The following is a 26105-nucleotide window of genomic DNA, read 5'->3' as shown; positions in this document are numbered from 1 at the left end:
TTTTTTCCTAATTACCTAAATCATTTCCTTGTTCACCCGCCTCCATCGTCGCTCATATCATATTGAAATAATGAAACGCCAAACTCGGTTAGAGAGAGGATCATCACCATGACAAGTTCACTGAAGGCCGTTTCAAGCAAATGGATAAAAACGCGCATCATGCTGCGGAATGCTAAATTAAGAAAGTATGTGCCAACTACACATCCTTTTGAGCGATATCGACTATCTGCCATGCTCGCCCAGCACGGCATGCTCTATGTTAAACCCGATATCGGTTCCCTCGGGATAGGTGTTATACGCGTCGAGAAACGAGGAGGGACTTACCGCTATCAAAGCGGTATACACATCTATCGCTTTCCTACATTTGAAAAGCTGTACCAATCCCTGAGGCACCGCTGCGGCACCAAGCGCTATCTCATTCAAAAAGGTATTCACGTGCTAACGCACGAAGGCAATCCCTATGACTTCCGTGTCATGATTCAGCGAAACCCTTCGGGGAAATGGGAATGTACGGGGACTGCAGCCAGGGTCGCTCATCCACAGAAAGCTGTCACCAATGGCAGTCAGGGCGGCACCATCTACAGTCCTTATGACCTCCTGGAACCCCGAATCGGTGTCCAAGCAACGTCTATTCTTATGCATGAAATGGAAAGAGTAGCCTATCTCACCGCAGGTCAAATAAGCCGCACCTACCCGGGCATGAAAGAGCTCGGCATCGACATCGCCGTCGATCAGCGGCTGAAGCCATGGATCCTCGAGGTCAACACAAGGCCTGATCCCTGCCCCTTCACCAAACTAGCGGATCAAACCATCATCCGCAAAATCGTCCGATTCGGCAGAGCCAATGGCCGCAAGTATGATTTGACCTGCTCGAAGGCGAAGAAGGCACCGAAACGGCACATTTCGACCACTTCAATCGAGCAGCCTCTCCCGAGCGTAGAACCACCTTCCGAACTGACTTTGGAAAGTGAATAATTTTTCTTCAAGGTTTCTGCCAGATAAATGATATAAGGCCGTCCTACAAGGTTATTTACCTTGTAAGACGGCCTTACGATTTGAGCTATGAACCTGCGCCGCGATAGCGCTTCACGCCAATATTCCACACTGTGATACCTAGCGCACTGAACACGATGCCGACCACAGGAGTTAGCAGAGCAAACCACTTCCAGTTCTCAGGGTCAATGAAATAGGCAGCTGGATAAAAACCAACGAACGCAAACGGTAGTATCCACGTCAGAATACTTCTGAGTAACTTATTGTAAATCGTCGCTGGATAACGACCATAGTTCTGAATGTTCCAAATCAACGGCAAGATGCCAGTTGGCGCATCGGAGAAGAAGGCTAATGAGGTCAACGAGATGTATACGCCTGCATAAATGAGGATCGAGCCCACCACCATGACGATGAAGATCAGCGGATCATGCCAGTGGAACGGTAGATCCAACTGCACCCAGGAGTAGATCATTACAACCAAACCTGCCAGTGCACTGAACATGGAAGCTGGATCGAGATTCTCGAGCATAAGCTGCCATAAATTATATGCCGGCCGCGTTAGAATACGATCCATTTCCCCTTTGACAATGTAGCGCTCGCTAAAGCCCCACAGATTAAAAAAGGAAATAAATATGCCATATGGGATCATAAAATAACCGTAGATGAACAAAATTTGTTCTTGATTCCAGCCGCCTAGCGATTGCGTTTGCAGAAAGACGACAAGAATGAAGAATAGATTCAACCCATTGAATAACAAGTCGGACAGCACTTCAATCCAAAAATCGGATCGGTAGGTGAGCCTTGTTTTCATGTAGTTTTTGAAATAATCAAAAATGAGGGTGATATAGAACATGCGTTACCCTCCCTGTACGAATAGACGTGTTTTGGATTTTACCCACAGCACATAGATCGGAATAATAAGGAGCAGGAACCAGAGAACTTGAACGCCAAAGTTTTGGAGTATCGCGTTGCCCGTTATTTTTCCGGTAAACACTGCACTGGGTAAATAAGTGATCGCCTGAAAGGGCAGCCACTCCAGAATCGACTTGGACCATCCTGGGAAAAAGGAAATTGGAATAATGAGCCCTGAAAAAAGGTCTACCGCTACGCGCTTCATACGCATAAGGCCTTCATTATTTTCGAGGAAAAAGGCAAACAAACCCGTAATGATATTCAATTGCGTGTTAATCAAAAAGCTGAAGAACAGCATCACTAAGTAAATGACCCACAAGCTCGGATCTGTTGGGAATTGAATCGGGAGCAGCAGCCAGATCAGGATCATACCAGGTGTCGTGAAAAGCAGAAGACGGAATACACCTTCGCCTAAGCCTTGCATCATTTTCACAAAAATATAATTGTAAGGCCGGATGAATTGAATGGCGACACTACCATCCCGAATCTCGTTAGCAATCTCACGATCTAGGTTATTAAAATAGAAAGCGCGGCCCATCCAGGAAATCGCCACATAGGTTGTCATTTGACTGAGGGTAAGACCACCGATAACAGCTTGGTCACCATAAATCGCTTTATATACGAAATAGTACGAGCCAATATTAAGCGCATAGATCAGGATCCCGCTGTAATAATTCACCCGATAAGCGAGCATCATGAGAAACCGCATGCGTATAACTTCTATATAAGCTCTATGCATGGATCGTAACTCCCTCTGGCTGATCAATCTCCAAACGTTTCACTTCGGCCGAGCCCGATTTATAAATTTCACGGACAATATCATCCGTATTCGTTTCATTAATCTTGATATCTTGGATTTGCAGCACGCCAACGACGCGGCTTAACACATCCGAGATATTCGCTCTTTCATACGGAATGAACACTTTGGCGGATAGCTCATTTTCAAGCTGCCAAGCTACATCCAAGCCAAGGGTCAGCTCTTGAAGTCGCGCTAACGTTGTTGGGTGTTCGAACTGCAGGACAACTTCTTTTCCTTTTCCCCATCTGGCTTTCAGCTCTTCCAGACCGCCATCATAAATAATTCGGCCGTCATCTAGCATAATAACACGGGAGCACAGCGCCTCGATGTCCTGCAAATCATGCGTTGTCAGCAGAATCGTCGTCTCATATCGCTGATTGAGCGACTTCAGAAATTCACGGATCTCTGTTTTCACAACAATGTCGAGGCCAATGGTTGGCTCATCCAGAAATAAAATTTCAGGATTATGCAGCAATGAAGCCGCTAATTCACAGCGCATCCGCTGACCTAAGCTCAACTTACGGACAGGTCGTGATAGAAGATCCGACAGTTGCAAACGGTCGACGAGCTCGTCGAGACGTTTTTTGTAATCGGCTTCGGAGACGCGGTATACCTTTTTCAACAGCTGGAAAGACTCAACAACACCAATGTCCCACCAGAGCTGGCTGCGCTGACCGAAAACAACACCGATCCCAGCTACGAATTTCTCCCGTTCTTTGAATGGCACATAACCATTCACTTTGATGTGACCGGACGTAGGAACGAGAATACCCGTTAACATTTTGATCGTCGTCGATTTTCCGGCACCATTTTCACCGATATATCCACAAATTTCGCCTTTTGGAATCTGAAAGCTTATGTCCTTCACAGCTGTAATTTGCTTATACTCACGTTTGAATAAATCTTGCACGGCACCTTTGAGGCCACCGCGGCTTTGCTGAACTTGAAATTCCTTGCGCAGCATTTGAACATCTATGGCTAACATGCGTCTTCCCCCCCTGACTTCGTCGTCTCGGTTACAGATTACGGCAACATTCGTCATAACTTGCTATCGAAGTTTCGTAGCATCTATAATATGGATCATAATGACGTTTCCTACAACCGTACAACAAGCTCATGATACCCCAATTCTGTAAGAAAAAAAAGTACAGATTAACAGGTATCGTATTTGACTTTAAATTAAAGCTAAATTTTACCTTGGAGAGGAGCTTACATAGTATGAAAATCTTCAAACGGACCATGCTCCTGATCGTCATGCTGCTTTTGGTGGTCGCCGGCTATTATTCTTACGCCTTCTACAGCTTCGCTAACAATATCTCTCATAATTCTGACAGTACGAATGGGAAAGGCAGTGGAAGCACAACCTTTATTCCGACCAACGCGAAGGATGCAGATAAATACACACCACCGAAATGGGAAAGCAAGCAGCGCGTAAATATCTTGCTGTTAGGCGGTGATTCTCGTGGCATGGTGAAGAATGAGTTACCAAGATCAGATAGTATTATGTTAGCCTCCATCGATCCAGTCACAAAGAAGGCTCATCTGTTCTCGATTCTGCGGGACACCTACGTGAAAATCCCCGGTGAAGGCGAAGATCGGATTAATACAGCGATTACGACAGGCGGACCTAATTTGGCCATGAAAACCGTCAGTGATCTCCTTGGCATTCCGGTTCAATATTATGTATACACCGACTTCAAAGGTTTCATCGCATTGATCGATGCGGTTGGCGGCATTGATATTGATGTGGAGAAGGATATGAAATATTCCGACTCCGAAGATGACCATGTATACGACATTAATTTGAAAAAAGGACAGCAGCATCTGGATGGCAAGACAGCCCTGCAATATGTACGCTTCCGCCACGATGCGTTATCCGACTTCTCCCGGACGGAGAGACAAAGAAAGTTCCTGACAGCTGTTGCAGCTAAAATGCAATCCACTTCATCGCTGATCAAGCTCCCGCGCATTCTGAATGCGATCGATCCGTATATTGATACGAATCTTAGCGTAACGGACATGCTCAAGCTGGGCAGCCTTGGTTATGAAGCCAAAGCTGATGGTATCGTCACATCACAACTTCCTCCTTCAGACTTACTGATGGAGAAAACGATCCGCGGCGCTTCCGTGATCACTGCGGATAAAGTGAAGCTTCAAAAGTATATGAAAGACCTTTTTGCAGGTACAGCTGAAGCTGATACAGGGCCAACCAAGCCGTCACCTTCTCCAACACCGAAGGTTGCTGCGAAAACCGTGAAGTAGGAAACACGAGCAGGATCCCGAATTATAGCAGGAATAGCGTAAGAGCATAGTGTGAAAAAGCGGATAATAAGAGTGGGTATCCACTCTTATTTTTTGTATGGGTGCGCAATTCGCCGGAGGGTGTATATCGCTAAACAAAATAATCGAGAATGACAAAAATGGAAGTTTGTTATTCATAATTTGTTAGTGGCGACGGTTGATGCGAGGGGCTCGGCTGTGGCGGTATATTGCTAAACTAAATAATCACGAATGACAAAAGTGGAAATTTGTTATTCGTATTTTGATAGTGGCGGCAGTTGATGCGAGGGGCTCGGCTGTGGTGGTATATTGCTAAACAAGATAATCACGAATGACAAAAGTGGAAATTTGTTATTCGTAATTTGTTAGTGGCGACGGTTGATGCGATGAGCTCGGCTGTGGCGGAGGTTGATGCAATTGGGACGGGCCGTGGCGGTCCTATGCGATTAGCGAATCCGATAGTTTTTGCTGCTGGAATGGAACAGAAGGATCGTCAGTGCGCTATCTACACAAAATTTAGCCAAATTTCCGACGAAGCGGAACATCATTACACTATTTCGTAGTTTTAGTCTGGAAATCATATCATTTCGCTGAAATAGCGCACCCTCGTTCCCTTTCAACTCCAAAACAACCAAAACACCACAAATAGCGTCCTCTCGTTCCCCTTCGCTTGGGGCAGGTTGATACTTAATGAATCCAACCACTACTACATATAAAGGAATGATATCGTCATGGAACGCAAGCAATCCGAACTCCTGTATCAAGAAGCACTGCAACACATCGTCGGCGGGGTCAACTCCCCTTCCCGCTCATTCAAAGCCGTTGGCGGCGGCGCGCCCGTCTTCATGAAGCGTGCGCAAGGCGCACACTTCTGGGACGTAGACGGAAATCGCTTCATTGACTACCTCGCCGCCTATGGCCCTATCATTACCGGTCACGCGCATCCGCACGTGACCGAAGCCATTATACGCGCCGCACAGAACGGCACGCTGTACGGCACCCCGACCGAACTCGAGATCGAGTTCGCTAAAATGCTGAAGTCGGCGATTCCCTCGCTCGACAAAGTGCGCTTCGTCAACTCCGGCACCGAGGCCGTGATGACGACGATTCGCGTGGCGCGCGCGTTCACGAAGCGCACCAAGATCATTAAGTTTGCCGGGTGCTACCACGGCCACTCGGATCTCGTACTGGTGGCGGCCGGCTCCGGGCCGTCCACGCTAGGCACGCCGGACAGCGCTGGCGTGCCGGCAAGCATCGCGCAAGAGGTCATCACCGTGCCGTTCAATGACATTCCGGCACTAGAGGCAGCGCTTGCGCGTTGGGGTGAAGACATTGCCGCGGTGATGGTCGAGCCCATCGTCGGCAACTTCGGCATGGTCATGCCCCATGCCGGCTACCTCGAGCAGCTCTGCGCAGCTGCTCGCAAACACGGCGCCCTCGTCATCTACGACGAGGTCATCACAGCGTTCCGATTCCATTACGGAACGGCACAGACCTACGAAGGCCTCCCTATCCTAGAGGGAGGCCCCACCGATGCCGCGGCGCGCTTCGCGGCCGTGGAACCGGACCTGACGGCCCTCGGCAAAGTGATCGGCGGCGGGCTGCCGATCGGGGCCTACGGTGGCCGCAAGGAAGTGATGGAGCAGGTCGCGCCTCTCGGACCTGCTTATCAAGCCGGCACGATGGCGGGGAACCCCGCTTCCATCTCCGCCGGTATCGCCTGCTTGGAGGTGCTCCAGCAGCCGGGTGTTTACACCAAGCTCGAGCAGCTTGGTACAACACTCGCGAATGGCATCTCCGAATCCGCCGCCCGCCATGGCATCGCCCTGACGCTGAACCGCATCGGCGGCGCCTTCTCTACTCATTTTTGTGATCATCCAATCACCAATTATGAGGAAGCTCAAGATACTGATGGCGAACGCTTCGCCGATTTCTTCCGACTTATGCTGGAGCAAGGCATTAATCTTGCCCCTTCCAAATACGAAGCTTGGTTCATGACAATTGCCCATACAGAGGCTGATATTACTCAAACGCTCGAGGCTGCAGACCAAGCTTTCCGAATAATGAAAACAAGATAGTCGTCCCAAAAACGAACTATGATCCTATTAGGATTGTAGTTCGTTCGTCTTTCTACCCTAACATGCGTTGTAAGAATTATACTTTTATTCACCTGTATACAAAAAAGGTAACGCTTACATTTATGATTTCCGTCTGCAAGTATTGTCGGATGAACTTTTTCATGCTATTCTAAGATTACTTTTACCCTTTTAGCCAAATCGCTTGTTTTCACAGTATTTTCCTAGAAACTTAGGGCATGATTTACAAATACTGCATGGTTTTTTGTGTGTGATGCCTTACTTTACTACGAGTCGATTTATGCCGTATTTCGAGAGACTTATCTCCTGTAAATTGGTATGATATTCAGTTGAATTGCATTTTTATACACAATTATGCATATTTCGGATTTAGCCCACAATGTGGAATTGTCCCGGAAATAGGATGGCTAGCAGGCTCGACCGTGCCAGAATGCAAGAAGCGTAAGTAAGAGGAGTTTAATTATGTATGGGGGGTGACGGTCAGGCGACTGACCAGAGCAATGAATGAAATTATGCGTAATGAAGGCCGTTTTCAAGATCTACTAGGAACCGAACACGACAGCTGCGGTATTATTTGTATTATTGAGAAGAATGGTCATCCTTCCCGTGATAACATCCAAAAGACGATTGATGCCCTTGTTAAAATGGAACATCGTTCTGGATTTATCAATGGTGAAGGCGATGGTTGCGGTATTCTAACAGATATTCCACGTGCTCTCTGGGAAAAGAAGCTAACAGATGCGGGTCTGGACAGCAAACTTGCTTATGACAACCGTTTTTCCGTTGGACATATCTTTGTTCCACGCAAGTTGGATTTGACTGTTACTGAGATTCAAAACGGCATTCGTGAGCTTTTTGCCTCCCATGATGTATCCATTATTCTAGAGCAAGAAAACCTAGTTGATAGCGGCTCATTAGGCGCTAATGGTTTGCTCGATGAGCCTACGTTCTGGCAAATTGCAGCTATCAGCAATAAGACCGAAGGTCAAGTTGCCGATCACCTTTATGAACTGCACATTGCAATTGAAGATCGTTACAACGTTCATGTTGCTACTCTTAGCAATGTAACATCTGCCTACAAAGTACTAGGTGCAGCTAGCATCCTACCTAAATATTTTAACGACTTGCGTGATCCTTTATTTGCATCCCAAGTAACGATTGGTCATAACCGTTATTCAACGAACACATTGTCCAGCTTCTTCCGCGTTCAACCGTTCTCCCTACTTGGACATAACGGTGAAATTAACACGGTGAAGAAACTTCGCCTTGAAGCTGACATGGTTGGCGTTCCGCTTGTAAGCGGCGGGTCTGACTCCCAAGACATGAACAGAACGATTGAAACGTTCATTCACCGTTTTGGATTGTCCCTTTTCGAAGCGATGGAAATGGTGTTCCCTCCTATTATTAATGAAATGAAACAGTTCCGTCCGGAACTTCAAGATCTTTATGTGTACTACCGTCAAGTATGGGGTCACTTTGCACAAGGTCCAGCAGGTATCGTTTCCCGTTACGGTAACGAGTGTATTTTCAGCGTAGATGCGTTAGGTCTTCGTCCTGTTTGGATGGTTGAAAGTGACACGTCCCTGTACTTCTCATCGGAGCAAGGTGTCATTACGGTTGGCGAAATGGTTGCTGATCCGAAGCCAATCGCACCAGGTGAGAAAGTCGGTGTTGTTCTAACACCAGGCGAGCACATTCAAGTGATTCCTTATCATGAAGTTCAATCCCTGGTATATGAGCGTGTGAGCAAGCGTGTAAATATTGGTGGTCTCCGCTCGTATTTGAACCCTACTCAAACGAATACAGAAGCTGAGCTAAATGAGAATATTGTTACAACTGATCAAGTGTACAGTTCATTTGGTTGGGACCGTGATGGTATTTCACACATCGAATCCATGTCCGAAACAGGCGCTGAGCCCATTCGTTCATTGGGCCATGACTCACCTCATGCGGCTCTTGCGTGGGAACGCCAGAACGTGCCTGACTTCATTAAAGAAAGTGTTGCTGTTGTAACGAATCCGGCTATTGACCGTGACCGTGAAATGGAACACTTCTCTACACGTGTTATTGCTGGAGCTCGTCTTCCGGTATTTGCACAGGTGGATAGCAACCTTCGTCTTGAGCTTCTTACTCCGCTTGTTCTTGAAGGAACGAACGGTGTAGGCAGTGAAGAAAACCTATCCCAACCATCATTGGAGCAATTGCTTGCACAATTCCGTGCACAAGGCGATAACAAAGTAGCTGTTCTATCCGCAACTTTCGCTAGAGGGACTTCGCTGAAGGATGGTTTGGCTGCACTTGCTGCCGATGCCATCTCAGCTGTTCGTAATGGCGCGGTGCTGCTCGTCTTGGGCGATTCAGAAGCTCACCAAAATGACCGCTTGTGGCTTGATCCTCACCTTGCTGTTTCCAAAATCGATATCGCACTTCGTGCAGAGAAACTCGGTTTCGGCGACAACCTGCGCCGCCAAGTTACATTGATCCTTCGTTCAGCTGCTATTCGCAGTCTGCATGATATCGCAGTAGCTTGTGGTCTTGGTGCGGACGTAATCTCACCTTACTTGTTGTTCTCCACGGCTTCTGACAAAGAAGGCAACGCAGCAGCAGCACGTAAAGTATACGCGGCACTTACGAAAGGGCTTGAAAAAGTCATTTCAACGATCGGTACGCATGAGCTTCGCGGGTACACACGTTTCTTCTCCTCCATCGGCTTCCATCCGGAAGTATCTGAGGTACTGGATATCGTGAACTACCTTGGTAGTGAAAAAGCAGGTACTGGCTTTGCTCAGCTTGAAGCTGAAGCTGAAGCTCGTTACGTAGATTTCATCAACCCGAAAGCGAAAGCAGCGAAAAACTTCCGTTTCTTCCAACGTATGTGGAAAGCGCTAGGCGATGCTGCATCAGGAGCTGCTCCTTACAGCGACTACCGCGACAAATTGCGTGAAGAAGAGAAGAAGAATCCGATTTCCATTCGTCATATTGCGGGCTTCAAAGCAATCAGCGATGGTCGTCAACCACTTGATCCGTCGCAAGTTGATATTTCCATTGGCGGTCATTCCTTGCCGATGTTGATTTCTTCGATGTCCTTCGGTTCACAAAATGAAACAGCTTTCCGTGCCTACGCTGAAGCCGGCGAACGCTTGAACATGGTTACCATGAACGGCGAGGGCGGAGAGATTAAAGATATGCTTGGCCGTTACAAAAGAACGCGCGGAGCGCAAGTCGCTTCCGGACGTTTCGGTGTTAACATTGAGCTTGCTAACGCAGTAGCTTTCCTTGAGATCAAAATTGGTCAAGGGGCAAAGCCAGGTGAAGGCGGTCACTTACCAGGTTCCAAAGTTACAGCGAAAATCGCTGAAGCTCGTAACGCTACAATCGGTTCAGACTTGATCTCACCGTCCAATAACCACGATATTTACTCGATCGAGGATTTGGCGCAAATCATTTCCGAGCTTAAAGAAGGTAGCGGTCGTAAAGCCAAAATTATCGTGAAAATCCCAGTTGTTCCTGGTATTGGTACGATTGCCGTTGGTGTTGCCAAAGCTGGCGCTGACGTTATTACCCTTTCCGGTTTTGACGGCGGTACTGGTGCGGCTCGTATTCACTCTTTGACGCACGTTGGTCTTCCAACGGAAATCGGAACTAAACTTGCTCACGTTGCTTTGATTGAAGCTGGTCTTCGTCACCGCGTTGAGCTGTGGTCCGATGGCGGTCTGAAATCAGGCGCTGACGTTGTTAAAATGGTTATGCTTGGTGCAAACCGTGCTGGTTTTGGTAGTATCGCTATGCAATCCATTGGTTGTACAACATGTCGCGGTTGTCATTTGGACACTTGTCACGTTGGTATCGCAACACAAATCGATTCCATGGAAGAAGCCGAAGAAAAAGGTCTTCGCCGTTTCGTACCTCGCCAATTCGATCTAGCTGTTGACAGCTTGGTTCGTTTGTTCGGTTCGATGGGTGAAGAAGTACGTGAAGTCGTTGCTTCCCTTGGTTTCAAAAGTTTACAAGAACTTGTTGGCCGTTCTGATCTTTTGGAGCAGATCAGCCACATCGAGCGTATAGATTTGTCCGATATTCTTCGTCCAGCTCCATTACAGTTCATCTCTGAAGAGACAAGAGCGGCTGAAGCAGCAGCAGTTTCGTCCGATATCCGTATCGCGGCAGGTGCTGAAGGACTTGAATTCTTCCCAGATTCCGTATCGTTCGATGCTCCTGTCGTTCGCAACTGGTCCAAAGTGGACGCCGAGTCCCGTATCCTCGGAACTCGTTATTCCAGCCATCGCGTAAGAGACCGTTTCAACGGCAGCTACGATGAGCTTCCAGCAGTTGCACTTAACTTGATCGATGGTTCCGTTCCTGGTAACGGTCTTGCCGCATTCAATGCGCGTGGCGTAGACATTACGGTACACGGCGGTGCTGAAGACGGTCTTGGTAAAATGGCCTTCGGCGGTAAAGTAGCTATCGTGAAATCACTTGGCAAAAACAATACCTTCATCAATGGTAGCGTTGGTAAATCGTTCGGTTACGGCGCTCAAAAAGGCTTGTTCTTGATCCAAGGCAGTGCAGATACACGTGCATGTATCCGTTTCTCCGGTGCTGACGTTGTATTCGGCGGCGAGATCACAACGCCTCTGCAAGATGAGCTTGGCGGTCTAGCAGCTCGTGCAAACCTTAAAGGCTTCGCGTTCGAGTACATGACAAACGGCCGTGCCGTTGTTATGGGCGATCCAGGTCCATGGATCTGTGCAGGTATGACAGGTGGGGTTATCTACCAACGTCTAGTGCCAGAAATGGGTCTTGATCAAGCAGCTATCGAACGTCGTATTGCTAAAGGCGCTAAAGTTAAACTTGAGCCTATCGGCCTTCAAAGTAAAAAAGATCTTACTGAATTGCTTACAGCTTACCACGCTGAGCTTGCGAACTCCGGTCAATCCGAAGCCGCGGCAAAAATCGAAGGTTTGCTAAGCAATCTAGAAGCTAACTTCATTCGGATTTCCCCAGTCAACATGCAAGCTGACCAATCCGTTGCTACAGAATAGTATCATTGCAAAAGGCTCCATCAGACCTTCATGGTCGGGTGGAGTTTTTTTTCGTAAGCATAAGTGATTTGTTGCATAAAAAACAGGCATGTATCGCATTTTATTAGTGCAACACCATCCGCGTACCACAGGAGGTTTTCAGCTATGAGCCACTCGAAGCGCCGCCAAGAAGCTGCATGGAAGGGTCGTAAACAAGCTCAACATCCACCACATGGTAAGGTGAAAGCCCTGGCCGAATTCGCCAGTGAGTATGATGCGGAAAACAAGTAATTAGGATCTCCCCCTCTTCTCCCACACGTTAGAGGGACCAACACAAAGAGCCCGTTCGACCTATTTCTAAGGAAATAAGGTCTTCGGGTTCTTTGTGTTTGGTGAATATGTGAGAGCTTCGGAAGCTTCCCTACGTTTGCTCCGAGTTAGTCGGTTTACCCGACTAACTCCACTGGCATAGCCCTAAATCCTCCGAGTTAGTCGATATTTCCGACTAACTCCACTGGCGAAGCACTTAAATCCTCCGAGTTAGTCGGTTTTTCCGACTAACTCCACCAGCGAAGCACCTAAATCCTCCGAGTTAGTCGATTTTCCGACTAACTCCACCAGCGAAGCACTTAAATCCTCCGAGTTAGTCGGTTTTTCCGACTAACTCCACCAGCGAAGCACCTAAATCCTCCGAGTTAGTCGGTTTTTCCGACTAACTCCCCCCCTCAAACTTTCGTGCGCTGTTAGATAGATCTGTTGTTGTATTTTTAAAACTAAACATGTTACTCCCTCACATTCTTCTTGTCTAAATCAGGCGGAACACGGTGATGTGTAGCTTGTTCAAAGCCGTAGGCGATTTGGATCAAAGTCGGTTCACTGAAGGCTCTGCCTGAAAAAACAACACCAAAAGGCCCCTTGGTTGAATGACCACGTGCATCAATAACTCCCTCTTTGGCATATCCGGCCGGAACTGAAATCAACGGGTAACCTAATCGCGCCGCGATATACAGGCCATCCACATCACCAGGCAATAAGAGCGCATCTAAGTCGTCTTTGTCCAGTGCATAGTCGATTCCTCGCTGGAGAGGCAGTTCCTTGTAGGCTTGCATCTTCTGACGATAGGTTTCCTCCGTCAAGGTCGTTTCTTGTGAGCGAACGAGTGTGTCCTGCCCGAATTGCAGAGCAGCCTCTGCATGGTTGTGGTTATACGCTATCAGCTCTTCCAAAGAGTGAACAGGTATGTCTTCAGCCAGTCGCGATAAATAGGCATTCAGGCCTTTTTTAAATTCATAGGTGATGGCATCATTGTTCCAGTTTTGCTGTTCCACGTGTAAGCTAACCGGATCTACGATTGTTGCGCCTTCCTTTGTCAAGGTTGCAATGGCGGCTTCCATAATGGCTAATCTTTCTTTGTCCAAATGTTGATAATAATGCCGCGGAATACCGATTCTGGCCTTTCGTACAAAACTTGCATCCAAAAACGGTGTGTAGTCTTGCAAAGTGGCTTTGCTGCTCGCAAACGTAGCCGGATCCTCACTGTAAGCACCTGTTAATGCTCCTAACAAAATAACAGCATCTTTAACCGTCCTAGCTATCGGTCCAGGGGTATCCTGACTGCTCGAAATCGGAATAATACCAGCGCGGCTCACTAATCCAACAGTCGGCTTGATCCCTACTACAAAGTGCTGACTTGCAGGCCCAACAATCGAGCCTGCCGTCTCTGTCCCTATCGAAGCTGCACCTAAATTGGCAGCCACTGCCGCTGCCGAACCCGAGCTAGACCCGCTAACGAACATTTCCCCAGGGCCATAAGGGTTAAGCACTTGCCCTCCCCTTGAACTATATCCTGCAGGCATGGAGCTGGACATAAAATTCGACCATTCCGACATATTCGTCTTCCCTAGCAAAACAGCACCTGCTGCTCGCAGTTTGGCGGCTACAAATGAATCCTTAGCCGCAAACGAATCCGCCAGCGCAATCGATCCAGCACTCGTATGCATGTTATCGTGTGTATCGATATTATCTTTTAGAAGAATCGGTATCCCGTGTAAGTTCCCTCGGCTCCCAGTTTCCTCGCGTTCTTTATCTAAGTCCTTTGCGATATGAATCGCGTCGGGATTGATTTCTAAGATCGTATTGATTGCCGAATCATACTCGCCAATTCGCTCTAGATATACTCGAACAAGCTCCTCTGAGGTTACTGAGCCTGTCTCCATGGCAGCTTGCATACTTGCTATATCCGCCTCTACAATCCAATCCTTTAGATGCTTAATCACTTGATCGACCTCCAACTGCTTCTTCGTCACTTACTTGTTGTATAGAACTTACCATAAGCAGGGATAGGGCACATATAGAAAGATTAACTATAGTCGAATTAGGCGGTAATTCCCTGTGCATGTATCCCCTAGCTACGGACCCCATGCAGCTTGCAAATTCGCTCGACTGCACGCAAATGATGTTTGGCGTGGCCAGCCATCATTTTCAGCAATTGTGCAACGGCTTCTTCCCGATTCTCCATCCGTATGGTGCGGTCTAATGCATCTGGAAGATACTTACACAGCTCAATAATATGCTGCCTTGCCGCTCCAAATAACAGGACTTCGGCAGCGATTGGCCGCTCTGCATACTGGAGTCCCCGATGCCAATCACCTGGTTGAAACGAATTTCCTGTGTACATCCGCCCCGGTTCCGCAAGTGCAAATTTCACTTTGTGCATGGTGATCAGCTCCAAATCGATCAGATGCAGCACATGCTCACGTATCGACCACTTGTCATGTACTTCACGTAAGTTAAGCTGTGCATCGGATAAGCCGTCAATGGCTTGATGTAACTCTGCCAAGCCCGCTTCATACATCTTCATAATCTCGATATGAGATGGAAACAGCTCTTCCCAGTAGACCAGTGTATACCCATCAAGGGTCGGAACATGGCGTTCACGAATATGTTCGGACTCCTGACTCCCTATGGCCTGCTGGAAGCCTCTGGCGAGCAAGTTCGACTCCACGTCAGCTACAGAAGCTACACCGATGTAAACAAGGCCTCCAGCTTGTGCTGCGCTGTAATTCGGTCTTAACCAATGGTTCAGAACCTCATTCGCTTCACACCCCTTCACGACTAGAACAGCCTCATCTGCTGTATCACCCATGTGCAGCAATGCTGCACCGCAAGCCTCGTCCCGCTTAAGCAGCTCCCAACCTAGCTGACTCCTATAAAAAGCTATCGACGCCTCCAAATTGCTCACGCTGAGCAATAATCTAGCCTGACCACTCTGCTCCATCTTCCCTGCCTCCATTTCCGCACAAAAAAATACGCTCCGTCTTAATTTCGACGGAGCGTACATCCAAACCTACTTCTTGGCCGCTTGGTAGGCCTCGATATATTGCGCAGCCTTCTTCGCAACAAGGCTGTAGTTTCCTGTTTTGACCGCTTCGCTAGTCAAATCGGAGCCGATGCCGACGGCAACTGCGCCGGCCTGGATCCATTCCCCGAGGTTGCTCAGCGAAACCCCGCCAGTAGGCATAATGTTCGCCTGTGGCAGCGGACCTTTAATGGCCTTAATCATCGCCGGGGAGTACAGATTACCCGGGAAGAGCTTCACAATGTCCACGCCAAGCTCTAGCGCGGCTTGAATATCAGCAATGGTCATGCACCCTGGCATGATCGGCACACGATACCGGTTACACAGTGTAACCGTGCTTGGGTTCAAAGATGGGCCGACAACGAACTCGGCCCCGCTAAGGATCGCGGCACGCGCCGTTTCGGGGTCAAGGGCTGTGCCCACCCCGATAATCGCGTACTTAGACGCGTCCTTCGCTGTGCTCGAGTAGCGCTTCGCCAGCTCCTCAATCGCGCGCAGCGCGAAAGGCACGGTCATCGTGACTTCGATGACTTTGATACCGCCGGCGATCGCTTGATCCGCCATTTCGACGACTTCTTCTGGTGTATCTCCGCGTAGGACGGCAACGACGCCCTCATTTGTAATTTGCTGAAGTAATTGAAGTTTCTTCACTGGTCATCTTCCCTTCTATGTGTAAGCATGTATGATTTAGGTTCCGTATCTTCTTCCAAACAATTAACGTTCAATATGTTTAATGTTGTTAAGTACCGCTTCCACTTGCTCCCACGTCGGAGCGCCTTCCCAGTCGCCTTCCGTCTGCACGATCATGGAACCCACCAGATTCCCAATTCGAACAGCCTCAGGGTACTCATACGCTTTCAGCACGCCCACCAAAAAGCCCGCACAGAACCCATCGCCCGCACCCACGGTATCAATGACTTGCTCTGCTTTGAAGTAAGGCACTGTTGTAATCGTATCTGCTGTCACCACATAAGTCACGTCCTCGCCACCTTTGACGATAGATACAGCAGATAGCTCGCGAAGCTTGCTCACGATCACATCCCAGTCCTCTGTTTGGTACAGCAGTTTCAGTTCGTCCAAGCCTGGCAGGAAAATATCCGACAGTTTCGCCAGTTCAAGCAGCACAGGACGCGCCTCTTCAATGTTCCACAACTTCAATCGCAGATTCGGATCAAAGCTAACCCTCACGCCATGCTTACGAGCCAAACGAATAGCTTCGAATGCTGCCTCTCTACACGACTCGCTTAACGCCGGTGTGATACCGGTAATATGCAATATTTTAGCCCCAGCGATGTAGGCCTCATCCAAATGTTTTGGGCTCATCTGACTTGCTGCCGAGTTTTTGCGATAGTAGTAAACGGACGTTTTGCCCATTAGAACTTCACGCATCATGAGTCCTGTTGGCGCATCGGGCGTCAATTCCGCACGGGAAACATCGACACCTTCACCACGGATTTTTTTGAAAATCATACGACCTAACGGGTCCTTACCTAGTCTGCCGAACCAACCTACATGACCGCCAAGGCGTGAAATGCCGATCGCCACATTGCTCTCTGCACCGCCAAACAGGCTATGCAGCTCCGATGAGTACTCTAAGCCCTTACCGCCTGAAGGCATAAGCAGAGCCATTGTTTCTCCAAACGTAATAATATCTGGTCCTGATCCTGTATTTACCGACATAGAAGCACTCCATCCATTCCGATCACGACTCGCGTGTCCCGTTAATTGAAACGTTTAAATAAATGAGATATCTCATATTATAGTGGATTTGAACGGATTTCACCAGACTTTTACGACGAGCTGTCTCTGTTCCAAATAGAGGAAAAAACCTCTTGCTGAGTCATCCCTGAGGAAACGACCTTGCAAGAGGTTTTTTTACTTCACATACCCTGTCGCTTGAGCTACGGCGAGCTCGTTCTGGAACTCTTCGTGAATATGTCCATTCGTCGCCATCACGTTACGAACGCCCAAGTGGTAAGGCTTGCCTTCCGTATCCGTCACACGACCACCTGACTCTGTAATAAGCAAGGCACCTGCTGCAATGTCCCAGGCGTTGAGACCGATTTCCCAAAAGCCGCTAAGACGCCCAGCAGCCACATAGGCCAAATGCAGCGCTGCGGAGCCTGCCACACGGATGTTACGAACTTTCGGCGAAAGCGCCTGAACGCCCTGCAGATTAATAGGCAGCGCTCCATCACGGTCCGCCGGGAATCCAGTAGCGATTAAGCTGGTAAGCAGCGTCTCATCTTCGGAGACCTCTGTCTTTTTACCGTGCATGTAAGCGCCTTTCCCCTTCTCAGCAACGAATAATTCGTCTCGTGATGGGTCGTAAACGACGCCTACGATAACTTCCCCTTTATGCGCCAATGCAATCGACACGGAGAAGAATGGAAATCCATGAACGAAGTTCGTCGTGCCATCAATTGGATCTACGATCCAGAGATACTCTTCATCACTCATTTCTTGCAATGCTTTGGCTGACGCCTCAGGACCTGGCTCTACGCCTTCTTCCCCAAGGATGGAATGGTTAGGGAAATGCGTCATAATCAGATTACGAATCAACTTCTCAGAACCTTTATCAACCTCGGTCACGAGGTCTTGAGCCGAGAATTTCGTCCCTACATGATTTATATCTCCGAGCTTCGTTTTGATCCACTGACCTGCCTTAGCTGCCGTATTAATAGCTACAGCTGTAAAACTTTTACTACCAACAACAAATGATTCCGTTCCACCATTTACCATATATATCAACTCTTTCTTTTCATTAATTTAGATATTACGTTAAGTATAGTAAATTATACGTTTCTAATACTAGTGCGTTTCATCCTAATTTATTCGTACATTTTCACATTGGCGTGGAATTTAAACGAAAAAAACCGTATCGGCACCAACGCCGTACGGTTTTCTATCTTCTTTTATCTATGAAAATAAAGCCTTCTATATACCAACGATGTGGTATCCGCCGTCTACATAAATAACCTCGCCAGTGATGCCACGGGATAAATTACTCATAAGGAACATCGCCGTATCGCCAACTTCAGCTGTATCTGTCGTTTTACGAAGTGGAGCTTTCTCTTCGACTTGACGCAGGATGGAGTTGAAATCCTTGATGCCTTTGGCAGCCAACGTACGGATTGGACCAGCCGAGATGCCGTTAACTCGGATACCGAATTGGCCAAGATCTGCCGCGAGGTAACGAACGCTAGCTTCAAGCGCAGCTTTGGCAACGCCCATCACGTTGTAGTTCTTCATAGCACGCTCTGCGCCAAGGTACGTCATCGTCATGATGCTTCCGCCTTCTGTCATCAGCGGGTAAATACGTTTGGATACGGCCACTAGGGAGTAAGCACTGATGTCATGCGCAAGCGCGAAACCATCGCGTGATGTATCCACAAACAGCCCGTCCAACTCTTCTGTTTTGGCAAAAGCAATACTATGTACAAGTCCATGCACGACTCCGAACTTCTCTTTGAGTGCAGAAGCCAAAGTATCGATTTCTGCATCTACGGTTACGTTACAAGGCATCAACGTGGAGCCAGGAATCGTGTCAGCTAGCTTGCGTACGCGTTCTTCAACGCGCTCGTTTTCGAACGTGAACACCAAATTAGCGCCTTGCGCGGCTAAAGATTGTGCAATGGCCCAAGCGATACTGCGGTCATTAGCAACACCCATTACAAGTATATTTTTTCCGTTTAATAATTGACTCATGGTTCGTAGAAGCCCCTCTCACAATGGGATGGTTAGTCGTTCATTCTCCAAAGTACCCCATTTTGTCCAACAATTCAAGAAAAATATGGGATTAGAGCTGTAGCGACGCTTCATTGAGGGCTGTGACGCCTTCTTGTTCCTTGAGGTCCTCCATCAGCTTGAAAAGAGCGCTATCCTTCATCTTCGCTTCGATCATGATATCGAGCTTTGGCGTGATGGGTGCTATAGCTTTTAGAAAATTGTATAAGGGCCCTACTTCCACATAGTCGGCATGACTTCTTGGTTCTGTTTCGCCTTTGGGGCTGGAAACGTGAATTTTGGGTGGGAGCGAGGATGATGCATCATCCAGGTTCAAGCGTGCGCGTTTTAGCCAGGTTTCTTGAATGCGAGGCCACAGCTCGACTGCGTCTTCGCCATTGTTATTGACTGCATGATGATGCACATCCAATACCATGGGAGCACCGACTTCCTCAGCAATCTCGAGTGTCTCAAGGGCATTGAACGTTTTGTCGTCATTTTCGAGCGTGATTCGCTGTTGAATGGGTATACGCATGGCGGTGAAGTTTTGGACAAATCGCTTCGCGGATTTAATTTTATCCCCATAGGAGCCGCCAACATGGATGTTGCACATGGCTTCCATACCAAGCCCCATGGCATTGAGCATGGCGGAGTGACGTTCCAAGTCTTCGACCGATTTCTGGAGCACATCCTTTCTCGCGGTACTGAGCACGGTGAAGTGATCGGGATGGAAGCTAACGCGCATGTTATTCTGCTTGGCATAGCTGCCAAGCTCCTCAAACTCCGCCGATAGGGATGGAATCGGGTCCCAGTCACCCAGCATCTCATGGCCAATCAGCGGGATGAATCGGGAAGAAAATCTAAACACCATGATGTCATGAGCACGATTATGTTTGAGCAATCGGAGCGTATTATGTAAGTTCTCAGCGCCGATGCGCTGCAGCTTGCGAATAGCTGCCTCGCGATCGAGCAGCTTGCTGAAGTTCGTTGCCGTCATCGTCTTGGACGGAGAAGCATTCTTTACCACAGTGGACATGGCTACGTATCCTAGGCGAATAAGCATGTTCGGTTAACCTCCAGGTTCGATTGCAAATGGATTGTATTAGATTACCCTAGCGAAAAGGTGTACATACAAAAAGCCCCTCCGACATTTTAATGTCAGAAGGGGCTTTTGTACGATGGAGATCTGATTAATGCTCGTATTCAAAAGAAACCGTATAAACACACTGATTTATACATATGGATGGGGTATTACTAAAATGCTGGCGGGCAGGTGAGCACAACAAAAAACACCGACCCCCGAAAGGTCGGTGTTTCTCTATGCTTGCTCTCCGAAAAACATTTCGAACGCAAGCGAAGTTTGAATGCGAGCTTCTTCTTCGGTTAACCGACGAATGAGCTCCATTTCCACTTGTGTAACCTCTTCACCTTGGAAATTGATTTCCGCGATGGAGGCAACGATACGCACGATGGCGATCGCTTGATTCTCAGGCGTGTACGCGATAACCTTCTGGCCTGTTGGGAAAACGCGGAAGCCGCTTTTCACCATTTTGCCGCGGCCATACTCCAGCAGCTCGTAGAGCTCTTGCTCGGACTTAAACTTACAAACTGAATTGAATTCCGTTTGAAAACCCATGGTTTATCTACTCCGCATCGAAAGAATATTGGATATTTTGTTTAGCCGCGTGGCGCTCAATCGCCAAACGAATGAGATCATCCAGCAGCTCTTTATAAGGTTTACCTGTCTCTTGCCATAGCAATGGATACATGCTGAATGGGGTGAAACCAGGCATCGTATTGATTTCATTGATATAGATTTTCTGATCTATTTTGCCTAAGAAAAAGTCCACACGTGACAACCCGCTGCCATCAACCGCCAGGAACGCACGAAGCGCCAGTGCTCTGACCTCGTCCGACACCTCTTGGGAGATCTCGGCGGGAATAATCATGGCTGATTTACCATCCAAATATTTGGCTTTGTAATCATAGAATTCATTGGAAGATACGATCTCACCAACAACGGAAGCGATAGGCTCATCATTCCCCAGAACGGCAACTTCGATTTCACGGGCATCGATATTTTCTTCAATAATAACTTTGCGATCATATTGGAAAGCAAAAGCAACTGCCGCGATCAGCTCTTCTTGATTTCTAGCTTTGGAAATCCCAACGCTTGAACCTAAGTTAGCCGGTTTCACGAAGCATGGGTAGCCAATCGCTGTCTCCAGCTCCATCAGGTGATAAGCGCGGTTCTTCTCCCACTCGGTACGGGTAAAATGGCGGAAAATGCACTGCGGAAGTCCTTCCTGCGCGAAAACCTTCTTCATCATGACTTTATCCATGCCGACAGCAGAAGCCAATACACCAGCACCTACATAGGGAATGTTAGCCATTTCCAAAAGTCCTTGAATCGTTCCATCTTCCCCGAACGTTCCGTGTAATAGCGGGAATACGACATCTAATCCGAGATCCTCCGCTCCAGCGGAAGTAATAGAAGAAACAGCTATGTCACCCTTCGTTTGAATACCACCAAAAATCGGTGCCAGTGCGTTGGAAGCAGGAGCTCCAGCATCTTCCGTACTGAAGGTCAGCGCTTCCTTGGACTCAGCAGGACCTAAAAGCGGCGTTCCGCTTCTCCACTCGCCTTTTTTGGATATATAAAACGGTGTTATCTCATATTTTGTGAAGTCCACAGCTTTCATAACTGCCAATGCTGTTTGCAAAGACACGTCATGCTCACCGGATTTCCCTCCATAAATTAAACCAATTCGTATTTTGCGGCTCATTACGTACCTCCGTCTAGTATTTACAAATCTCTATGCCATCTTACATTTCATCAGCAACATGAATGAACGTGTATTTCGTCCGTTCCGACCAAGCAGGTGAATCCTTGTATGCCCAGTACCGATTACGGCTATTAAAGGTATGCGCATTAACAAGCGGCATCCCATTGGCATCTTTACCTATTACGATTGTATTGTGCTGGAAGCGACCATCGCCATCCCAATCATAGCTGATGGTGTCTCCTGGCTGTAGCTCCCAAGCGTCCTTGACGACTGTACCTGTCAAACCATGCTTATGAGGACGTTCCAAGTAATGATGCAAGCTGTTGGCTACTGCCCAACTATAGCTCCAAAGCTCTTGATGCCCTTTTTTGCCAGCATACCACCAGCCCGAATCCCTTTTCCCAGTATAGTCCATTGGAGCCCCGCCTGCAAAGAGGCATTGCGAGACATAATTCGTGCAATCCACTTCAAAATACTCATAACTCGGATTCGGTGTTTGCCACCATTTTTCCGCATATTGGACGGCTTTGGGACGATTATAAATGATTTTGCGATGAGCGGATTCCAGACCACTCGTATTGCGTATACTAGGATTGATATAAGGAAGAGATGGTGAGCTGCGCTGGGTGTCTAGGAACCTCTCATTCTCTGACAAATGGAAGCTGCGGCCGCGGCTGGGCTGGGACTTTTCGCTTTGTAAAAGCTCCGCGCTTTGAACTTTCCAGCCTAAAGCATTTTGCTCGATGATCACGCGTTCTGACTCTATACGCTCCTCCTGATGTTCTATTAAACCAATTTGATAGGTCAAAAACCGATGCAACTGGATATCCGCAATAATACCATATGGCAATTCCTTAACACCTTGCATACGGAGCTTGGTTTCTCCGCGCAGCAGCTTAGCGTCACGTTCTCGGTAACTGTTCAGGAGCCTTCGCACCTTGACATCCTGTTTCCGTACATAAGCGCTGTCCGAGACAAATGCTTCCAAGGGTGTGGATGAGCCCTCAAGCTCAGCCTGATTTTTCGCATGAATGTAATTGTAGAGCGCTGTTTTCCAGGACATCTTGGTATCCCTCCTTAGCTTTTATTAAGGTTTTTATAGGTTTTGTTAAGACAAGCCCGAATTGCTTTGAATTGATTCAATATATGACATTTTGACGGTAAAAATGATTGAAATTAATCTTTACTCACACGTGGCGAAGCGCTATACTTGAGGTAGAGGGAATTATGAAATCGAGTTTCACCAGATGAAATTCGATGGCATGGTTAGATATTATAATTTGAGGAGGAACTACACATGTCCAATAAGGACTCTTTTTCTGTGCGCAAGCAGTTAACTGTCGGCACGAAATCGTTCCAGTATTACAGCCTTCCTGACTTTGAAAGCCAAGGTCACGGCACGATCACTAATCTTCCTGTTTCCATCCGCGTTTTGCTTGAAGCTGCTATTCGTCAATTTGACGGTCGCGCTATTACAAGTGAGCACGTGAAGCAAATCGCTGGCTGGGCTGAAGGCCGCGATGAGAACAAAGAAATTCCGTTCATTCCTGCTCGTATCGTTCTTCAAGATTTCACAGGCGTTCCAGTCGTCGTTGACCTTGCGGCAATGCGTGCGACTATGGCCCGTGAAGGTGGAGATCCTAGACGTATTAACCCACTTGTTCCAGTTGACCTTGTAATTGACCACTCTGTCATGGTTGATGCTTTCGGTTCCCCGGATGCACTCGAAATGAACATTAACTTAGAATTCGAAAGAAACGAAGAGCGTTACCGCTTCTTGCGTTGGGCACAAACCGCATTCGATAACTTCCGTGCAGTGCCACCTTCAACAGGTATCGTTCACCAAGTAAACTTGGAGTACTTGGCATCTGTTGCAGCTACGAAAACAATTGACGGCGAAACTGTCGTGTACCCGGATTCCCTCGTAGGTACAGACTCCCATACAACAATGATCAACGGTCTTGGTGTTGTAGGTTGGGGCGTTGGCGGTATCGAAGCCGAAGCCGGTATGCTTGGTCAACCTCTATACTTCGTCGCGCCAGACGTTGTTGGTTTCAAATTGACTGGTCAATTGGCAGAAGGCGCTACAGCGACTGACTTGGCTTTGACAGTTACACAAATTTTGCGTAAAAAAGGCGTTGTTGGTAAATTCGTTGAGTTCTTCGGTCCTGGACTAAGCAACATTTCCTTGGCTGACCGTGCAACAGTTGCGAACATGGCTCCTGAGTACGGGGCAACAATCGGTTTCTTCCCTGTCGATAACGAAACATTGAACTACTTGCGTGCTACTGGCCGTGAAGAAGAGCAAATCGCGCTTGTAGAAGCTTACTACAAAGCACAAGGCATGTTCCGCACAGATAGCACGCCAGATCCAGTGTTCACAGATGTTCTTGAGCTTGATCTTAGCACGGTAGTTCCAAGCTTAGCTGGTCCTAAACGTCCGCAAGATCGCGTAGAACTTACGAACATGAAAGAATCTTTCAACGCTATCATCCGTACACCGATCGAAAAAGGTGGATACGGCTTGACGGAAGAGAAAGTGGCTGAAGTTGTTGATGTTGTATATCCAAACGAAACAGTTAAAATGGGTACTGGCGCAGTCGTCATCGCAGCGATTACTTCCTGTACGAACACGTCCAACCCAAGCGTTATGATCGGTGCTGGTCTCGTAGCGAAAAAAGCGGTAGCTCTCGGTTTGAAAAAACCAGCTTTCGTAAAAAGCTCTTTGACTCCAGGTTCCCTTGTTGTTACTGAGTATCTGATTAAAGCAGGCCTTCTTGAGTCCCTAGAAGCTCTTGGCTTCCATGTTGCAGGTTACGGCTGTGCAACTTGTATCGGTAACTCCGGTCCGCTTCCGGATGAAGTAAGCAAAGCGATTATCGATAACGATATGACAGTTGCTGCTGTTATCTCCGGTAACCGTAACTTTGAAGGCCGCGTACACGCACAAGTAAAAGCGAACTACCTTGGATCACCTCCATTAGTTGTTGCTTATGCTCTTGCAGGTACTGTGAACATTGATCTTGCGACAGATCCAATCGGTAGTGACCACACTGGCAAACCTGTCTACTTGAAAGATATCTGGCCTACAAACCAAGAGATTCAAGATGCTCTTAACATTGCTATGAGCCCTGACATGTTCCGCGACAAATACAGCAATGTATTCCGCGCTAACGAACGTTTCAACCAAATTCAAATCCCTGAAGGCGATCTGTACGAGTTCGACACGAACTCCACATACATCCAAGAGCCTCCTTTCTTCACAGACCTAGGTACAGTTCTTGATGATATCGCTGATATCCGCAGCGCAAAAACACTTGCACTTATGGGCGATTCCGTAACAACGGATCACATCTCCCCTGCTGGTAACATCAAAGTAGACAGCCCTGGAGGCCAATACTTGATCAACCATGGTGTAAAAAGAGAAGACTTCAACTCCTACGGTTCCCGTCGTGGTAACCACGAAGTGATGATGCGCGGTACGTTCGCGAACATTCGTATTCGTAACCAAGTGGCTCCAGGAACTGAAGGCGGCGTTACAACTTACTTGCCAACTGGCGAAGTTGAATCCATCTACGATGCTTCCATGAAGTATCAAGCTGAAGGCCAAAACCTTGTCGTTATCGCAGGTAAAGAGTATGGAACTGGTTCTTCCCGTGACTGGGCAGCCAAAGGTACTTTCTTGCTAGGCGTTAAAGCTGTTATCGCTGAAAGCTTCGAGCGTATCCACCGTAGTAACCTTGTTGGAATGGGTGTTCTTCCACTTCAATTCGTTAACGGCGAAAGCTGGAAAACGCTAGGTATTACGGGCCGCGAAACATTCGACATCACAGGCCTTAGCAACGACGTACAACCAGGTTCAACAGTAAAAGTTACTGCAACTCGTGAAGATGGCACTAGCTTCGAATTTACAGCTCTTGTACGTTTGGATAGCTTGGTAGACGTAGACTACTACCGTAATGGTGGTATCCTGCAAACCGTTCTTCGTTCGATTCTTGCAGAAAACAAAAACTAATCCTAAACAACCAGCAAAACACACACAAAAAAAGCTCGGGATTGCCTCCATGGCATCCCGGGCTTTTTCCTATTTATGGGAATAGATGTGATTAATTCGCTCATTTTCATCAAAAATTG

At 47.8% G+C, this 26105-nt stretch carries 20 protein-coding genes; 6 read left to right on the top strand and 14 right to left on the bottom strand.

Going from position 1 to position 26105, the window contains the following annotated elements; translation table 11 throughout:
• Positions 1–108: 108 nt before the first annotated feature.
• On the top strand, positions 109–975 hold the full coding sequence (locus ASL11_RS18070; protein ID WP_063795617.1) for a YheC/YheD family protein: 867 nt from the start codon (positions 109–111) through the stop codon (positions 973–975).
• 85 nt (positions 976–1060) lie between these two features.
• Here ASL11_RS18070 and ASL11_RS18065 read toward each other — a convergent pair whose 3' ends face one another.
• The 3 genes from ASL11_RS18065 to ASL11_RS18055 are packed head-to-tail and all read right to left on the bottom strand — an operon-like array spanning position 1061 to position 3689.
• Positions 1061–1846 (bottom strand): ABC transporter permease, encoded by a 786-nt coding sequence (locus tag ASL11_RS18065; RefSeq protein WP_056617613.1) that lies wholly within the window; start codon positions 1844–1846, stop codon positions 1061–1063.
• Between the two features lie 3 nt (positions 1847–1849).
• Complete coding sequence (locus tag ASL11_RS18060; protein WP_056617611.1) at positions 1850–2644, bottom strand: ABC transporter permease; 795 nt, start codon at positions 2642–2644, stop codon at positions 1850–1852.
• Positions 2637–3689, bottom strand: a complete 1053-nt coding sequence (locus ASL11_RS18055) for an ABC transporter ATP-binding protein (RefSeq protein ID WP_056617608.1) — start codon at positions 3687–3689, stop codon at positions 2637–2639. The genes ASL11_RS18060 and ASL11_RS18055 overlap by 8 nt, the downstream gene beginning before the upstream one ends.
• A gap of 233 nt (positions 3690–3922) precedes the next feature.
• Between ASL11_RS18055 and ASL11_RS18050 the strand changes: the two genes are divergently transcribed.
• The gene (locus ASL11_RS18050; RefSeq protein ID WP_056617604.1) at positions 3923–4966 is read left to right on the top strand and encodes an LCP family protein; all 1044 of its coding nucleotides are present in this window, start codon (positions 3923–3925) and stop codon (positions 4964–4966) included.
• A gap of 464 nt (positions 4967–5430) precedes the next feature.
• Here ASL11_RS18050 and ASL11_RS18045 read toward each other — a convergent pair whose 3' ends face one another.
• Positions 5431–5730, bottom strand: coding sequence for a hypothetical protein (locus ASL11_RS18045; protein WP_056617601.1), 300 nt, complete (start codon positions 5728–5730; stop codon positions 5431–5433).
• Here ASL11_RS18045 and ASL11_RS18040 point away from each other — a divergent pair.
• The 3 genes from ASL11_RS18040 to ASL11_RS37500 all read left to right on the top strand — a co-directional run bounded on the left by ASL11_RS18040 (position 5716) and on the right by ASL11_RS37500 (position 12392).
• A complete protein-coding gene (locus ASL11_RS18040) occupies positions 5716–7062 on the top strand; it encodes a glutamate-1-semialdehyde 2,1-aminomutase (protein ID WP_056617598.1) in 1347 nt (448 codons plus the stop codon). The genes ASL11_RS18045 and ASL11_RS18040 overlap by 15 nt on opposite strands.
• 530 nt (positions 7063–7592) lie before the next feature.
• Entirely contained in the window at positions 7593–12122 is a 4530-nt protein-coding gene (locus tag ASL11_RS18035; protein WP_056617667.1) for a glutamate synthase-related protein, read from the top strand.
• Positions 12123–12266: 144 nt separating this feature from the next.
• Positions 12267–12392, top strand: a complete 126-nt coding sequence (locus ASL11_RS37500) for a DUF6254 family protein (RefSeq protein ID WP_235549887.1) — start codon at positions 12267–12269, stop codon at positions 12390–12392.
• 491 nt (positions 12393–12883) lie between these two features.
• Here the strand turns inward: ASL11_RS37500 and ASL11_RS18030 are convergent, their stop codons facing one another.
• The 10 genes from ASL11_RS18030 to ASL11_RS17985 all read right to left on the bottom strand — a co-directional run bounded on the left by ASL11_RS18030 (position 12884) and on the right by ASL11_RS17985 (position 23034).
• Complete coding sequence (locus ASL11_RS18030; RefSeq protein ID WP_157256965.1) at positions 12884–14377, bottom strand: amidase family protein; 1494 nt, start codon at positions 14375–14377, stop codon at positions 12884–12886.
• A 128-nt stretch (positions 14378–14505) separates the two neighbouring features.
• On the bottom strand, positions 14506–15378 hold the full coding sequence (locus ASL11_RS18025; protein ID WP_056617591.1) for a DinB family protein: 873 nt from the start codon (positions 15376–15378) through the stop codon (positions 14506–14508).
• A gap of 69 nt (positions 15379–15447) precedes the next feature.
• A complete protein-coding gene (locus ASL11_RS18020) occupies positions 15448–16110 on the bottom strand; it encodes a bifunctional 2-keto-4-hydroxyglutarate aldolase/2-keto-3-deoxy-6-phosphogluconate aldolase (RefSeq protein ID WP_056617588.1) in 663 nt (220 codons plus the stop codon).
• Between the two features lie 63 nt (positions 16111–16173).
• Entirely contained in the window at positions 16174–17139 is a 966-nt protein-coding gene (locus tag ASL11_RS18015; RefSeq protein WP_056617585.1) for a sugar kinase, read from the bottom strand.
• Positions 17140–17334: 195 nt separating this feature from the next.
• Positions 17335–18201, bottom strand: coding sequence for an inositol monophosphatase family protein (locus tag ASL11_RS18010; protein WP_056617582.1), 867 nt, complete (start codon positions 18199–18201; stop codon positions 17335–17337).
• Positions 18202–18396: 195 nt separating this feature from the next.
• Positions 18397–19167 (bottom strand): enoyl-ACP reductase FabI, encoded by a 771-nt coding sequence (fabI, locus tag ASL11_RS18005; protein ID WP_028555353.1) that lies wholly within the window; start codon positions 19165–19167, stop codon positions 18397–18399.
• A gap of 91 nt (positions 19168–19258) precedes the next feature.
• A complete protein-coding gene (gene uvsE, locus ASL11_RS18000) occupies positions 19259–20248 on the bottom strand; it encodes a UV DNA damage repair endonuclease UvsE (RefSeq protein ID WP_056617579.1) in 990 nt (329 codons plus the stop codon).
• A gap of 255 nt (positions 20249–20503) precedes the next feature.
• On the bottom strand, positions 20504–20821 hold the full coding sequence (locus ASL11_RS17995; protein ID WP_056617576.1) for a hypothetical protein: 318 nt from the start codon (positions 20819–20821) through the stop codon (positions 20504–20506).
• A gap of 7 nt (positions 20822–20828) precedes the next feature.
• Positions 20829–21971, bottom strand: a complete 1143-nt coding sequence (locus ASL11_RS17990; RefSeq protein ID WP_056617572.1) for a D-alanine--D-alanine ligase — start codon at positions 21969–21971, stop codon at positions 20829–20831.
• A 40-nt stretch (positions 21972–22011) separates the two neighbouring features.
• Positions 22012–23034, bottom strand: a complete 1023-nt coding sequence (locus ASL11_RS17985; protein WP_056617569.1) for an amidase domain-containing protein — start codon at positions 23032–23034, stop codon at positions 22012–22014.
• Positions 23035–23268: 234 nt separating this feature from the next.
• Between ASL11_RS17985 and acnA the strand changes: the two genes are divergently transcribed.
• On the top strand, positions 23269–25986 hold the full coding sequence (acnA, locus tag ASL11_RS17980; protein ID WP_056617566.1) for an aconitate hydratase AcnA: 2718 nt from the start codon (positions 23269–23271) through the stop codon (positions 25984–25986).
• The last annotated feature ends 119 nt before the right edge of the window (positions 25987–26105 follow it).

It is taken from the genome of Paenibacillus sp. Soil750, assembly GCF_001428045.1.
GTDB lineage: Bacteria > Bacillota > Bacilli > Paenibacillales > NBRC-103111 > Paenibacillus_E > Paenibacillus_E allorhizoplanae.
Note: the sequence above shows the minus strand (reverse complement) of the source record. Positions and strands in the feature narration are given on the sequence as shown.